The organism is Pseudoxanthomonas taiwanensis, from assembly GCF_010093135.1.
Taxonomy (GTDB): Bacteria; Pseudomonadota; Gammaproteobacteria; order Xanthomonadales; family Xanthomonadaceae; genus Pseudoxanthomonas; species Pseudoxanthomonas taiwanensis.
Genome location: NZ_PDWK01000010.1, coordinates 1 through 14,126, shown reverse-complemented (window position 1 = coordinate 14,126; position 14,126 = coordinate 1). Strand labels below are relative to the sequence as shown.

Here is a 14,126-nt window from a genome sequence, read left to right as displayed (position 1 = left end):
CCGGCGTCCGTCGCCGTGCGCGCCGCGATCTCCTCCACCATGCGCTGCCGCGACGGGCCGCCACCGCCGCTCATCCGTCGGCGATCCGCCCGCGCAGCGAATACAGCGGCTCGAACAGCCATTCGACCAGGCGGCGGCGCTCGCCGAGGATGTCCGCCTCCAGCAGCATCCCCGGCCTGAGCGGCTCGGGCCGGCCGTAGGCCAGCACGTCCTGGCGCGCCAGGCTCACGGTGACGCGGTAGAACGGCTCCCCCTGGTGGATGCCGCCCAGCAGCGCCTGCAGCTCGGCGCTGCCGAGCGCACTGCGGCTGATCCCCGCCACGCGGCCCTCGTGGTGGCCGAACTTCTGGTACGGGTAGGCCTGGTAGCGCAGCAGCACCCGGTCGCCCGGCGCGATGAAGCCGATCGCCCGGCTGGGCACCAGCAGCTCGGCCTGCAGGGGGCTGTCGTCCGGCAGCAGGCTCAGCAGCGGCTGCCCGGCCTGCACCGCCTGGCCGGGCCTGGCCAGTTGCGCCGAGACCACGCCATCCCCCGGCGCGGTGAGTACCAGCTCGCCGCGGGCGCGCGTCTCCACGCGTTCCTGCTCCAGCACCGCCATCTCGCCCACGAAGCCGGCCTCGGCCGCCTGCCCCTCCGCCTCCAGCCCGGCCAGGGCGTGGGCCAGCCGCGCCATGGCGCCGCGCGCGGCGGTGGCCTGCCGTTGCAGCGCCTGGGTCTCGGCCACGAGCGCCAGCGCGGCCGACTCCTGCTGGCGGATCTGCAGCTGGCTGACGTAGCGCCCGCCTTCCAGCTGGCGCAGCCGGTCCAGGGTGTCGTGGGCCAGCCGCACCTGCGCCTGGCGTGTCCGGATCTCGTCCTCGATCTGGGCCAGCTCGCGCCGCGCCGCGGCCAGTTGCGCGCGCAGCCCGGCCTCCTGCGCCCGCAGCTGCCGCTGCCGGGCCACGTGGCCCTGGCGCAGGCCTTCGGCCCGGCGCCCCAGGCGCGCTTCCAGCGCGGCGAGGGTGTCGCCCTCGCCGGGAATGGCGCGCGGCACCGCCACCACCGCCAGGCGCTGCCCGGCCCGGACGTGGGCGCCCTCGGCCACGTCCAGGCGCGCGACCACGCCGGCCGCGGGCGCCAGCACCGTGGACAGGCCGCGTGCGGGGACCAGCTGCCCCACCACCGTGGACCGCCGGGCGTAGCTGCCCAGCAGGAGGAAGGCGACCACGGCGGCCGCGGCCAGCGCGGCCGCCACAGCCAGCACCCACAGCCGCAGCGGTTGGGCCAGCGAGATCGCGCCCAGCCAGCCGTTGCGGCGTGCCTCGACCACTTCCCTGCGGAACAGTGCCTGCGTCATCCACGCCTCCATCCGCGACGGCGGATGCGCCCGTCCTGGGGCGGCGAGGCAGTGTATGGACCGGCGGGGCGTGCGCCATCGGCGCGGCCGCCGTTCGGGCCTCAGGCTTTCCCGACCGGGCCTGGGAATCCGCCGTGGCGGCCGGCGGGGTCCAGGGTGCCGGATGCGATGCGGCCTACTCCAGCTCGGCGTAGTCGGCGCGCCGCACCTCGGCCACGAAGCGGCGCATCTTGTCGCCGTCCTTGATGCCCGGCGACACCTCCACCCCGCTGGCCACGTCCACCGCCCACGGCAGGGTGGCGGTGATGGCGTCGTGGACGTTCTCCGGGGTCAGGCCGCCGGCCAGCACGAACGGCCGGTGCAGGCCCGTGGGCAGGCGCCGCCAGTCGAAGGCACGGCCGGTGCCCCCGGCCTCGCCGGCACCGTGGGCGTCGAACAGGAACGCCGCCGCGTTGGGCCAGCGCTGGTGCAGGGTGGCCGCGTCCCACTGCGTGTTGCCGCCCATGGGCACGGCCTTCATGTAGGGCACGCGGAAGCTGCGGCAGAAGGCGTCGTCCTCCTCGCCGTGGAACTGCAGCAGGTTGGGCCGCACCTGGCGGATCACCTCGCGGATCTCGGCGGCGCTGTTGTTGCGGAACAGCGCCACCACGCCCACCAGCGGCGCCAGGGCCGTGCGCAGCTGGCGCGCCTCGGCCGGCGTGATCCGGCGCGGGCTGCCCTCGGCGAACACGAAACCCACCGCGTCCACGCCGAGCTCGCCGGCCAGGCGGACATCGCCCGGGCGGGTCATGCCGCAGAACTTGATCCGGGTCCGGTACAGGCTGCGCATCACAGGGTCACCTCCGCGGGCAGGCCCCACTCCGGGGGGTACAGCGGCCGCAGGAACACCAGCCCCTGCGGCGGTGCGGTCGGGCCGGCGAGGGTGCGGTCGCGACCGGCCAGGACCTCGGCGATCCAGTGCTCCGGCCGGGCTCCCGCGCCCACCTCCAGCAGCGACCCGACGATGTTACGCACCATGTGGTGAAGGAAGGCATTGGCCTGGACCTCGAACTCCACCACCTCGCCCTGGCGCCGCACCACGATCTCCTGCAGCTCGCGCCGCGCGTGCCGCGCCTGGCAGTGCACAGTGCGGAAGGCGCTGAAGTCGTGCTCGCCCACCAGCGCCTGCGCGGCGCGGTGCATGGCGTCCACGTCCAGGGGGCGGCGTTCCCAGGCCATGGTGTGACGATACAGCGCCGGCCGCACCGGCCTGTTCACAAGGCGATAACGGTAGCGGCGGGCGCGGGCCGAGAAGCGGGCATTGAAGTCGTCGGCCACCGGCACGCACCAGCGCACGCACACGCTCGGCGGCAGCCGGCCGGTGGTGCCCAGGGTCCAGGCGCGCGGGTCGCGCGGGGCGTCACTGTCGAAGTGCACCACCTGGCACTCGGCATGCACGCCGGCGTCGGTGCGGCCGGCGCAGACCACCGAGACCGGCGCGTCGGCCACCGAGGACAGCGCCTTCTCGAGCACGGCCTGCACCGAGGGCGGGCCGGACCTGCCGAGCTGCTGCCAGCCCTGGAAGTCGGCGCCGTCGTACTCGACGCCCAGCGCGTACCGCATCGTCCGCCCGCCCTAGCCGATCTCGCGCAGCAGCTGGGCCGCCTCTTCGCGCGCGGCCGGGTCGGCGCCGGCGACCACCTCGTTGAGCAGGGTGCGGGCGGTCTCCACGTCGCCCAGGTCCAGGTAGGCGATGGCCAGTTCCAGCCGCTCGCGGCCGGCCGGCAGCGGGTTCAGCGGCGCCCCGGCGTCCGGCGCCTGCGCGGTGTGCCAGGCCGGGGCCTCCGCGGCCGGCGCGGGCGCGTCGGGCGCCGCCTCCGGCTCGGCCGGGGCCTCCTCCGGCCCGGCGGCGGGGTGGGGCTCCTCCGGCGCGCCCACGGCCACCACCGGATCGGCCGGCGCGGCCCCGGGCACCGCCGCCGCCCGGCTGGCGGCGGCGAAGCCGGTGCCGCGCTGGACCGGGATCGGCAGCGGCCTGGGCCGGCGGCCCAGCCACCCGACCACTGCGGCCCCCACCAGCAGGCCCAGGCCGCCCCACAGCCACAGCGGCGTGCCGCCGGCGGACTGCTGCTGCTCCAGCTGCGCCAGGCGCTGCTGGGCGGCGGCCAGCTCGCTGTCCTTCAGCTCGATCAGCCGCATCTGCTGCTGGTGCAGCTTTTCCAGTTCCTCGACGCGGCTGCGCAGTTCCTGCAGTTCCGAGTCGCGCGCGGCCAGGTCTTCCCGGGCCTGGCGCAGTTGTTCGTTAGCCAGCATGTCGCCCTCGCCACCGGCGCCAAGACCGGATCGTGTCGCCTGTGCGCCTTCGGCGGCCGCCGCCGGCGCGATTTCCAGCCGCGCGCCGGCCACCGGCGCGGGAGCCGCCGCCGGTGCACTGCGCGGCGCGGCCGCCGCTTCGCCCGCCCCGGCCGGCTGCGGCACGGCCGCGGTGGCCGGCCGCCACTGCGCGGTCTGCTCGCGCACCAGCGCCGCGGCGGTGGCCGCGTCCAGGCCAGCGTAGTCCTCCGCCGTGGGCATGCGCAGCCCCGCGCCGGCGCGCAGGCGGTGGATGTTGCCGCCGATGAAGGCCTGCGGATTGGCCCGCAGCAGCGCCACCATGGCCTGGTTGAGGTCGTGGCCGCCGCGGTCCATGCCCGCCGCCAGCTGCGACAGGGTCTGGCCGCGCTGCACGCGCAGGCTGCCGTCGGCGGCGGCCGTCGGCGCCGGCGCCGGAGCCGTCGCGGCGGGCCGCGGCGGCACGGAGTCCGCGGCAGGCGCCGGTGGCGCGGCCGCCGGGGCGGTCACCGCCGGCGCCGGCTCGCGCGCGATGGTGTTGGACGGCGCGGCCTGCGGCGCGGCGATGGAAGGCGCCTCGATCGCCACCGCCGTCTCCGGGGCGGCGACCAGGGCCGAGTACTCCCGCACCAGCCGGCCCCGGCCCCAGTCCACCTCGACCAGGAAGGCCACCGCCGGGGTGTCCACCGGCCGGGTGCTGGTGACCCGGACCACGGCCCGCCCCTGGGCGTCGGAGGCGATCTCGAAGCGCAGGTCACGGACCAGGCCCTGCGGCGGCTGCAGACCGACGCGGACGAAGGTCTCGGGGGAGGCCAGGCGCACCTGAGCGCTCTCCAGCTCGCCCGGTTCGTTGGAGATGATCGGGATCTCGGCCAGCAGCGGCTGGCCGGGCCCGGAGAGCACCCGGATCTGGCCCAGTCCGAGCGCCATGGCGCCGCCGCTGAGCAGCCACAGCGACAGCGCCAACAGCCATTGCCACGGGCGCAGTGCGCCCTGTCCCCTGTTGTCCATGCGCCGACTATACCGGCGGGCCGCCCGCGGCGGGAGCCATGCCGGGTGCGCGTCCGGCCGCGGGGGCGCCTCGGCCGGGCGCGCGGCCGGCCACTCAGCCCTCGGCGGCGACCAGTTCGGCCAGCTGCACGGCGTTGAGCGCGGCACCCTTGCGGATGTTGTCCGAGACGATCCACAGGTTCAGGCCGCGCGGATGCGACAGGTCCTCGCGGATGCGGCCCACGTACACCGCGTCGCGGCCGGAGGCGTGGGTGACCGGGGTGGGATAGCCGCCGGGCTTGCGCTCGTCCACCACCTCCACGCCCGGGGAGCGGGCCAGCAGCTCGCGCGCCTGCTCCACGGTGACCTTCTTCCGCGTCTCGATGGCCACGGCCTCGGAATGGCCGTAGAACACCGGCACGCGCACCGCGGTCGGGTTCACCTGGATGCCGTCGTCGCCCAGGATCTTGCGCGTCTCCCAGACCAGCTTCATCTCCTCCTTGGTGAAGCCGTTGTCCAGGAACTCGTCGATGTGCGGGATCAGGTTGAAGGCGATCTGCACCGGGAAGCGCTGCGGTGCCGGATCCTGGAAGTTGAGGATGCCGGCGGTCTGCCGGCCCAGCTCCTCCAGTGCCGAGCGGCCGGCGCCGGACACGGACTGGTAGGTGGCCACGTTGATGCGCTCGATGCCGTACTCGCGGTGGATCGGCGCCAGCGCCACCAGCATCTGCATGGTCGAGCAGTTGGGGTTGGCGATGATGCCGCGCGGGCGCTGCCGCGCCGCCTCCGGGTTGACCTCGCTGACCACCAGCGGCACGTCGTCCTCGTAGCGGAAGGCCGAGGAGTTGTCGATCACCACCGCGCCGGCGGCGGCGAACTTCGGCGCGTATTCCCTGGACACGCTGCCACCGGCCGAGAACAGGGCGATGTCCACGTCCTTGGGGTCGAAGGTGGCCAGGTCCTGCACCCTGACCTTGCGCCCGTCGAACTCGACCTCGCTGCCGGCCGAGCGCTCGGAGGCCAGCGGGATGATCTCGGCCACCGGGAACTTCCGCTCGGCCAGGATGGACAGCATGGTTTCGCCGACCGCGCCGGTGGCGCCGACGACGGCGACGTTGAAGCGACGTTGTGCCTTGCTCATGTGGGGTGCTCGTGCTCTCGGGTTCGGAATCGGGGATGCGGTGCGCGCGCCGCGCGCGGGAGGCCGGTTTCGGGGAACCTCCTCCTTTCGGTGGCGCCCTGGAGGCGCGGGACGGAGGTTCCCTATCGTTTGTGCGCGGCAATGCCGGCCATGCCGCCGCCGGCGGTGCCGGTGGTCTTGCGCGCGGTGACCGGGTTGGCCGGGCGGCCGGCGTTCGGGCCGAAGCCCAGCGCGGCCAGCAGGTTGTCCACCGCCAGCTGCGCCATGGCCCGGCGCGTGGCCAGGCTGGCGGAGCCGATGTGCGGGGTCAGCACCACGTTGCGCAGCGCCAGCAGCTCCGGCCGCACCGCCGGCTCGCCCTCGTACACGTCCAGGCCGGCCGCGCCCAGGCGGCCGCCGGCCAGGGCCTCGGCCAGCGCCAGCTCGTCCACCAGGCCGCCGCGGGCGATGTTCACCAGGGTGGCGGTGGGCTTCATCCTCGCCAGCGCCGCCGCGTCGATCAGGTGGTGGTGGCGCGGCGAATACGGCAGCGCCAGCACCAGGGGGTCGGACCGCGCCAGCAGGGTGTCCAGGTCCACGTAGTGCGCGCCGACCTCGCACTCGGCCGGCTCCGGCAGGCGCGAGCGGGTGTGGTACAGCACCTTCATTCCGAAGCCGTGGTGGCCGCGACGGGCGATGGCGCGGCCGATCCGGCCCATGCCGAGGATGCCCAAGGTGCTGCCGTGGATGTCGCTGCCGAGCATGGTGTCGAAGGTCCAGCGCCGCCACTGCCCTTCCCGCAGCCAGCGCTCGGCCTCGGTGATGTGGCGGGCGGCGGCCATCAGCAGGGCGAAGCCCAGGTCCGCGGTGGTCTCGGTGAGCACGTCCGGGGTGTTGGTGGCCACGATTCCGGCCTCGTCCAGGGCGGCGATGTCCAGGTTGTCGTAGCCCACGCCGATGTTGGCGATGGCGCGCAGGCGCGGCGCGTGCGCCAGCTCGGCCGCGCCGATGCGGTCGTTGACCGTGACCAGGGCGCCGTCGGCCCCGTGCAGCGCGGCGGCGATCGCCCCGGGCGCATGGGTGGTGGCGGCCGCCACCATGTCCACCTCGCAGTGCGCTGCCAGCCGCCCGACGATGTCCGCCGGCAGCGGCTGCGACACCCACACGCGCGGACGGGCGCCCATGCTCAGCCCTGCCCTGCCCCGCCCAGCGCGCCGGCCCCGGCCGGGATGCGCGGTTCGACCGCGCCCACGTCGCCGCACTGCGCGCGGTGGCGCAGGGCCTGGTCCATCAGCACCAGCGCCACCATCGCCTCGGCGATGGGCGTGGCACGGATGCCCACGCACGGGTCGTGGCGGCCGGTGGTGACCACCTCCACCGGGTTGCCGTGCACGTCCACGCTGGCCCCGGGCAGGCGCAGGCTGGAGGTGGGCTTGAGCGCGATCGAGGCCACGATCTGCTGGCCGGTGGAAATGCCGCCGAGGATGCCGCCGGCATGGTTGCTGGCGAAGCCCTGCGGGGTGATCAGGTCGCGGTGCCGGGTGCCCTTCTGCTCGACCACGGCGAAGCCGTCGCCGATCTCCACGCCCTTGACCGCGTTGATGCCCATCAGCGCGCCGGCCAGCTCGGCGTCGAGCTTGCCGTAGACCGGCTCGCCCCAGCCCGGCGGCACGCCGTCGGCCACCACGGTCACGCGCGCGCCCACCGAGTCGCCGGACTTGCGCAGTGCGTCCATGTACGCCTCCAGCTCCGGCACCTGTTCGGCATGCGGCCAGAAGAAGGGGTTGGCCTCCACCGCGTCCCAGTCGAAGCCGCGCGGGCGGATGTCGCCCAGCTGCGCCAGGAAGCCGCGCACGGTCACCCCGTAGCGCTGGCGCAGCCACTTCTTGGCGATCACCGCCGCGGCCACGCGCATGGTGGTCTCGCGCGCCGAGCTGCGGCCACCGCCGCGCGGGTCGCGGATGCCGTACTTCTGCCAGTAGGTGTAGTCGGCATGGCCCGGGCGGAACTGCGCGGCGATGTTGGCGTAGTCCCTGCTGCGCGGGTCGGTGTTGCGGATCAGCAGCGCGATCGGGGTGCCGGTGGTGCGGCCCTCGTACACGCCGGAGAGGATCTCCACCTCGTCGGCCTCGCGCCGGGCCGAGGTGTGGCGGCTGCGGCCGGTGGCGCGGCGCCGCAGGTCGTGGACGAAGTCCTCCGGCGCCAGCTCCAGGCCAGGCGGGCAGCCGTCGACCACGCAGCCGATGGCCGGGCCATGCGACTCGCCGAAGGTGGTGACCGACAACAGCTTGCCGAAGGTGTTGCTGCTCAAGGCGCGCTCCGCGCGGGGTGCCGATTCACAGGGAGTCCCCCAAGCATCGCACATCGCCCTGCTGCGGTGCAGCGGCCGTTGCCGCGGCAACCGATGCCGGCCCGCCGGCCAGGCCGGGGGCGGCCGTCGCGGCCCCGCCGGACGCGGATCAGCCGCGCGCGGCGGCCAGCTCGGCGATGCGGGCGTGGTGCGCGATCAGCTCGCGGCACTCGACCGCGAACACGCCCATCTGCCCCACCTTGAACTCGATCCAGGCCAGGTCCAGCTCCGGCAGCAGCCTGACCAGGTGGCGCTCGGACTCGCCCACTTCGCAGATCAGCAGGCCGTCCTGGTTCAGGTGCAGCGGCGCGTCGCGCAGGATCCTCAGCACCAGGTCCAGGCCGTCCGGGCCGGCGCGCAGGCCCAGCTCCGGCTCGTACGAGTACTCCTTCGGCAGGGCGTCGGTTTCCGCGTCGGTGACGTACGGCGGGTTGGTGACGATCAGGTCGTAGTGGCGGCCCTGCAGGTTGGCGAACAGGTCCGACCTGATCAGGGTGACGTTGTCCGCGTGCAGGCGCGCCTTGTTCTCCGCGGCCAGGGCCAGGGCGTCGTCGCTGATGTCCACGCCGTCCACCTCCCACTCCGGGTTGTAGTGGGCCATGGCGATGGCGATGCAACCCGAGCCGGTGCACAGGTCCAGGGCGCGGCGCACCTGGCGGCCACCCAGCCACGGCTCGAAGCCGGACTCGATCAGCTCGGCGATGGGCGAGCGCGGCACCAGCGCGCGCGGATCGGTCTTGAAGCACAGGCCGGCGAACCAGGCCTCGCCGGTCAGGTAGGCGGCCGGCACGCGCTCCTCGATGCGGCGGCGGAACAGGGCCAGGATCTTCCGCTTCTCCTCCATGGTCAGGCGCGCCTGGCCGTACACCGGGCTGAGGTCGTGCGGCAGGTGCAGCGCGTGCAGCACCAGCTGGGTGGCCTCGTCCATGGCATTGTCGTAGCTGTGGCCGAAGGTGAGCCCGGCCTCGCTGAAGCGGCTGCCGCCGTAGCGGATCAGGTCGATGATCGTGTGCAGTTCGGCGGCCGGATCGGAGGTGTTCATGGCGCGGCGCCGCGCGGGCGCATTCTCGGAAGGGCCGGCGATTATAGGCCATCGCCCGTCCCGGCCCGGGCATGCCGGTATCATGTGCGGCCAATCCGGAATTCCGCACGCCACGCATGTCCAACCGCACCCTCGGCTACGTCCTGCTTGCCGCACTCGCCGCCGGCGCGGGCCTGCTGGCCGCCCGCCACTTCCTCGGTGGCGAGCCGGCTGCGCCGCAGCCGGCACTGCAGGCCGTGACCCTGCTGCCCAGGCCGCGCGAGCTGCCGCCGTTCAACCTGCGCCAGTCCGACGGCACTCCGCTGGTGCCCGGCGAGCTGGCCGGCCACTGGACCCTGGTGTTCCTGGGCTTCACCTTCTGCCCGGACGTGTGCCCGACCACCCTGGCCGAGCTGGCGCTGGCACAGAAGCAGTGGGAGGCGCTGCCGGAGACCATCCGCCCGCGCGTGCTGTTCGTCTCCGTGGACCCGGAGCGCGACACCCCGGCCAAGGCCGGCGAGTACGCCCACGCCTTCCACCCGGACACCCTGGCGGCCACCGCCGACGTGCCGGCGCTGGAGAAGTTCGCCACCTCGCTGGGCTTCGTGTTCATGAAGGTGCCCGGCCGCCACTACGAGCAGAACCCGCAGGACTACAGCGTGGACCATTCGGCCAACATCGCCGTGCTCGACCCGCAGGGCCGCCTGGCCGGCCTGATCCGGCCGCCGCTGCAGCCGCAGGCCATCGCCGCCGACCTGCTGCGCCTGACCGAGATGGACCGCGCGCCGTGAGCCTGGTCACCACCCTCACCTGGGCCCTGCCGCACCGCCTGCTGTCCTCGCTGGCCCGGCGCGCGGCCTATTCGCGCAACCCGCGCCTGCGCCGCTGGCTGATCGGCACGGTGGTGCGCCGCTTCGGCGTGGACCTGTCCGAGGCCGCCAACCCCGACCCGGAAAGCTACGAGAGCTTCAACGCCTTCTTCACCCGCGCCCTGCGCCCGGGCGCGCGCGTGCCGGACCCGGACCCGCGCGCCCTGCTGGTGCCGGCCGACGGCCGCATCAGCCAGTGCGGGCCGATCGAGGACGGGCGCTGCTTCCAGGCCAAGGGCCACAGCTTCGGCGTGGACGAGCTGCTGGGCGACGCGGCGGCGGCGGCCGCCTTCGCCGGCGGCCGCTTCGCCACCGTGTACCTGTCCCCGCGCGACTACCACCGCGTGCACATGCCCTGGACCGGCACCCTGCGCGAGACCGTGCACGTGCCCGGCCGCCTGTTCTCGGTGGGCCCGGCGGCGGTGGCGAAGGTACCGCGCCTGTTCGCCCGCAACGAGCGGCTGGTGTGCCACTTCGACACGGACTTCGGGCCGATGGCGGTGGTGATGGTCGGCGCCCTGCTGGTCTCGGGCGTGGAGACGGTCTGGAGCGGCGTGGAGATCCCGCGCTACGGGGACCGCACCACCCGCAAGGACTGGCGCGGCAAGGGCATCCGCCTGGAGCGCTTCGCCGAGATGGCGCGCTTCAACTACGGCTCGACCGTGATCGTGCTGCTGCCGCCGGGCGTGGCCGAGCTGGCCCCGGGGCTGGCGGCGGAGACGCCGGTGCGGGTCGGCCAGGCCCTCGCCTACCGGAGCGCATGAGCCCCGCGGCGCACCGCCGGGCGGGCCTTCAGCGGGTGCACCCTTCCAGCCGCAACTGCTGGCCCTGGCGCAGGGTGTAGGCCGGCGCCTTGACCCCGTTGGCGCGCGCCAGCACCTGCACCTGGCAGCCGTGGCGCCGGGCGATGCCGGCCAGGGTGTCGCCGCGCGCCACCTTGTATATGCGTGCCTGCCGCGCCTTCGGCGTGGCCGGCTGCGGCCGGCCGGTGGCGATGGTGGCCGGCACGCCGGCCGGCAGCGGGGTCGCCTCGCCCACCGCCACGCTGCCGGCGGGCACATCGCGCACCAGCGCCGCGTTGACGTCGGCCGTGACCAGGGCGCGGGCCAGCTCGGCACGCGGCCCGTCCACGCAGTGGCGCTGGTACAGCGCGGCCACCCGGGTGGTGGCGTGGAGCACGGTGCCGGCCGGGATGGTCTCCTCGGCCGTGTAGCGCGGGTTGAGATTGCGCAGCACGCGCATGTAGCCGTCGCGGCTGCCGGCATTGCCCAGGCACACGGTCAGCTCGTAGATGCTGGCCGGGCGCGCCAGCCGCAGCGTCGCCGGCTGCGCATCCACCCTGGGGAACTGCACGCCGAACTGGCGCGGGTGCAGGTAGATCCACGCCGCGGCGATCACCATCGGCACGTAGTCGCGCGTCTCCGCCGGGAACTGGTCGTAGACCGAAGCGTGCCAGAAGCTGCCGCCGCCGCTGCCGCGGTGCACGCGCAGGGCGCGGCCCTCGCCGCCGTTGTAGCCGGCCAGGGCCAGCTCCAGCTCGTTGTTGAGCTCGCGCAGGCGTTCGTTGAGGTAGGTGGCGCTGGCCTCGGCCGCCGCGCGCGGGTCGTAGCGGGTGTCGAAGCCGGTGCCGTCCGGGCCCAGACCGAAGCGGCGGCCGGTGGCCGGCATGAACTGCATCGGCCCGGCCGCGCCGGCGCGCGAGACCGAGTGCACGCGGCCGTTGGACTCCTTGGCCAGGATGCCGAACAGCAGCGCCTCGGGCAGGCCGCGCTTCTCGAACTCCGGCCACATCAGGTGGCGCATGGCCTGGTAATTCTCGTAGCTGGTCATCAGCTGCGGCCGCATGTCGGTCAGCCAGCGGCGGATGCCGGCCTGGATGGCCGGGTTGTAGCGGACCATGCGGTCGAAGGCGTGGCGGTTGTCGCCACCCAGCAGGGCCACGGTGCGCGCGGCCTCGGGCACGTCGGCGGCCAGCTCCGGGTCCGCCCCCAGAGGCTGGTCCTCGTCGCCAGGCTCGTCCAGCGCCCCGGCCTCGGCGTCGGCACGGGCCTTGAGCAGGCGCTTGTAGGTGGCCAGCAGGTCCGACAGCGGGCAGCCGCGCAGCTTCACGCAGGCGTCCACCACGTCCTCCATGTCCTCCAGCGCGGCGTTGCCTTCCCCGGCGCCGCGCGGATCGCCGTTGCCGGCCAGCACCAGGGCGTCGCGGTAGCGCTGTTCGGCGGCGGCCATGCGCTGCACCAGCGCCTCTGCCGCGGCCTTGTCGCGGGCGGAGACGCGCTGGGCGGTGGCGGGTGGAACGATGCAGCAGAACAGCAGCGCGGCCGCGAGCGGCCGGAGAAACGGATTGCGGCGGGACATCGACCAGGCCGGGAAAGAATGCCCCGGCAGGGTAGCCGCCGCCGCCGCGCCGCGGCAACCCGCGCCGGTCTGCGTAGAATCGCCGGCATCTTCCGCCGCGAGGGCCGCCTATGGAACCGATTCTGCTGGGCAGGGGCACCACCGACGACATCCCGGTCACCCTGCTGCCCCGCTACGGCAACCGCCACGGGCTGGTGGCCGGCGCCACCGGCACCGGCAAGACCGTGACCCTGATGACCCTGGCCGAGGGCTTCTCGCGGCGCGGCGTGCCGGTGTTCATGGCCGACGTGAAGGGCGACGTGGCCGGCCTGGCCGTGCCCGGCGAGGGCGGCGGGAAGCTGGCCGCGCGTGCGGCCGAGATCGGCGTGGCCGACCATGCACCCGAGGCCAGCCCGGTGGTGTTCTGGGACCTGTACGGCCAGCTCGGCCATCCGGTGCGCACCACCGTCAGCGAGATGGGCCCCACCCTGCTGGCGCGCATCCTGGAGCTGAACGACACCCAGTCCGGCGTCCTGGACATCGTGTTCAAGCTGGCCGACGACCGCGGCCTGCTGCTGCTGGACCTGGACGACCTGCGCGCCCTGCTCAACCTGGTGGCCGGGGAACGCAAGGAGGTATCGGCCGCCTACGGCCTGGTCAGCGCCCCGTCCATCGCCGCGATCCAGCGCGCCCTGCTGCGCCTGGAGCAGGACGGCGGCAAGCAGTTCTTCGGCGAGCCGGCGCTGGACCTGGCCGACATCATGCGGGTCAACCACGACGGCCGCGGCGTGATCGGCATCCTCGCCGCCGCGCAGCTGGTCCTGAAGCCGCGCCTGTACTCCACCTTCCTGCTGTGGCTGCTGAGCGAGCTGTTCGAGCGTCTGCCCGAGGTCGGCGACCTGGACAAGCCGAAGCTGGTGTTCGTGTTCGACGAGGCGCACCTGCTGTTCGACGACGCGCCGCCGGCGCTGGTGCAGCGCATCGAGCAGGTGGTGCGCCTGATCCGCTCCAAGGGCGTGGGCGTGTACTTCTGCTCGCAGTTCCCCGACGATGTGCCCGCCCCCATCCTCGGCCAGCTCGGCAACCGCGTCCAGCACGCGCTGCGCGCCTACACTCCGCGCGACCAGAAGGCGGTACGCACCGCGGCCGAGACCTTCGTGCCCAACCCGAAGCTGGACGTGGCCCGCACCATCTCCAGCCTGGGCACCGGCGAGGCGCTGGTGTCCACCCTGCATGACAACGGCGTACCGGCGCCCGTGCAGTACACCCGCATCGCCCCGCCGCGCTGCCGCATGGGTGCCATCACCGAGGCCGAGCGCGCCCGGGTGCGTGCCTCCAGCCCGGTGGGCTCGCGCTACGACACCCCGGTCAACCGCGAATCGGCCGCCGAACTGCTGGCCGCGCGCGCGGCGCAGCAGACGCAGGCGGCGCCGCAGGGCGGTGCCGCGCCGGCGGCCACGGAGGGCGGCGGCCTCGGTCGGAAGATCAGCGAGTTCCTGTTCGGCACCGGGCGCCGCCAGGGCGTGGTCGAGTCGGTGGCCAGGCAGACCGCGCGCAACGTCGGCGGCTCGATCGGCCGCAGCGTGGGCAGCAGCATCGGCGAGCGCGTGGCCGGCAGGACCGGCAAGAAGTACGGCGGCCGATGATCCCGCCCAGGATGCCGCGCAGGATCTGGGTGCCGATCTGGCCGCCGGACTTCTTGCCGGTCCTGCCGGCCACGAACGCCTGCAGGCCGCGCTGGCCGGGCTGGTGCGGGGGGCGTGCGGCGGGGGGGGGGGAGAGCGGCGCGGGGG

General features: G+C 74.4%; 12 protein-coding genes. 3 read left to right on the top strand and 9 right to left on the bottom strand.

Annotation, left to right across the window (positions count from 1 at the left end):
• Positions 1 to 70: 70 nt before the first annotated feature.
• The 8 genes from CR938_RS03240 to prmB all read right to left on the bottom strand — a co-directional run bounded on the left by CR938_RS03240 (position 71) and on the right by prmB (position 9,148).
• Positions 71 to 1,336, bottom strand: coding sequence for an HlyD family secretion protein (locus CR938_RS03240; protein ID WP_162123640.1), 1,266 nt, complete (start codon positions 1,334 to 1,336; stop codon positions 71 to 73).
• Positions 1,337 to 1,511: 175 nt separating this feature from the next.
• Positions 1,512 to 2,168 (bottom strand): phosphoribosylanthranilate isomerase, encoded by a 657-nt coding sequence (locus CR938_RS03235; protein ID WP_162123639.1) that lies wholly within the window; start codon positions 2,166 to 2,168, stop codon positions 1,512 to 1,514.
• Positions 2,165 to 2,938, bottom strand: a complete 774-nt coding sequence (gene truA / locus CR938_RS03230; protein WP_162123638.1) for a tRNA pseudouridine(38-40) synthase TruA — start codon at positions 2,936 to 2,938, stop codon at positions 2,165 to 2,167. Before truA ends, CR938_RS03235 begins: the two co-directional genes overlap by 4 nt.
• Before the next feature lie 12 nt (positions 2,939 to 2,950).
• Positions 2,951 to 4,657 carry a motility hub landmark protein FimV gene (locus tag CR938_RS03225; protein WP_162123637.1) on the bottom strand — a complete coding sequence of 569 codons (1,707 nt, stop codon included), beginning with the start codon at positions 4,655 to 4,657 and terminating at the stop codon, positions 2,951 to 2,953.
• A 94-nt stretch (positions 4,658 to 4,751) separates the two neighbouring features.
• Positions 4,752 to 5,777 (bottom strand): aspartate-semialdehyde dehydrogenase, encoded by a 1,026-nt coding sequence (locus CR938_RS03220; protein WP_162123636.1) that lies wholly within the window; start codon positions 5,775 to 5,777, stop codon positions 4,752 to 4,754.
• Between the two features lie 122 nt (positions 5,778 to 5,899).
• Positions 5,900 to 6,940 (bottom strand): 2-hydroxyacid dehydrogenase, encoded by a 1,041-nt coding sequence (locus CR938_RS03215; protein ID WP_162123635.1) that lies wholly within the window; start codon positions 6,938 to 6,940, stop codon positions 5,900 to 5,902.
• A gap of 2 nt (positions 6,941 to 6,942) precedes the next feature.
• Positions 6,943 to 8,067 (bottom strand): chorismate synthase, encoded by a 1,125-nt coding sequence (gene aroC, locus CR938_RS03210; protein ID WP_162123634.1) that lies wholly within the window; start codon positions 8,065 to 8,067, stop codon positions 6,943 to 6,945.
• A gap of 148 nt (positions 8,068 to 8,215) precedes the next feature.
• Entirely contained in the window at positions 8,216 to 9,148 is a 933-nt protein-coding gene (gene prmB / locus CR938_RS03205) for a 50S ribosomal protein L3 N(5)-glutamine methyltransferase (RefSeq protein ID WP_162123633.1), read from the bottom strand.
• Positions 9,149 to 9,264: 116 nt separating this feature from the next.
• On the opposite strand from prmB, the gene CR938_RS03200 reads away from it, so the two are divergent.
• Complete coding sequence (locus CR938_RS03200; protein WP_162123632.1) at positions 9,265 to 9,918, top strand: SCO family protein; 654 nt, start codon at positions 9,265 to 9,267, stop codon at positions 9,916 to 9,918.
• On the top strand, positions 9,915 to 10,760 hold the full coding sequence (gene asd, locus CR938_RS03195) for an archaetidylserine decarboxylase (RefSeq protein WP_162123631.1): 846 nt from the start codon (positions 9,915 to 9,917) through the stop codon (positions 10,758 to 10,760). Before CR938_RS03200 ends, asd begins: the two co-directional genes overlap by 4 nt.
• Before the next feature lie 28 nt (positions 10,761 to 10,788).
• On the opposite strand, the gene CR938_RS03190 is transcribed toward asd, so the two are convergent.
• Positions 10,789 to 12,354 (bottom strand): transglycosylase SLT domain-containing protein, encoded by a 1,566-nt coding sequence (locus CR938_RS03190; protein WP_162123630.1) that lies wholly within the window; start codon positions 12,352 to 12,354, stop codon positions 10,789 to 10,791.
• A gap of 110 nt (positions 12,355 to 12,464) precedes the next feature.
• Between CR938_RS03190 and CR938_RS03185 the strand changes: the two genes are divergently transcribed.
• Entirely contained in the window at positions 12,465 to 13,979 is a 1,515-nt protein-coding gene (locus CR938_RS03185; protein ID WP_162123629.1) for a helicase HerA-like domain-containing protein, read from the top strand.
• Positions 13,980 to 14,126 lie beyond the last annotated feature (147 nt).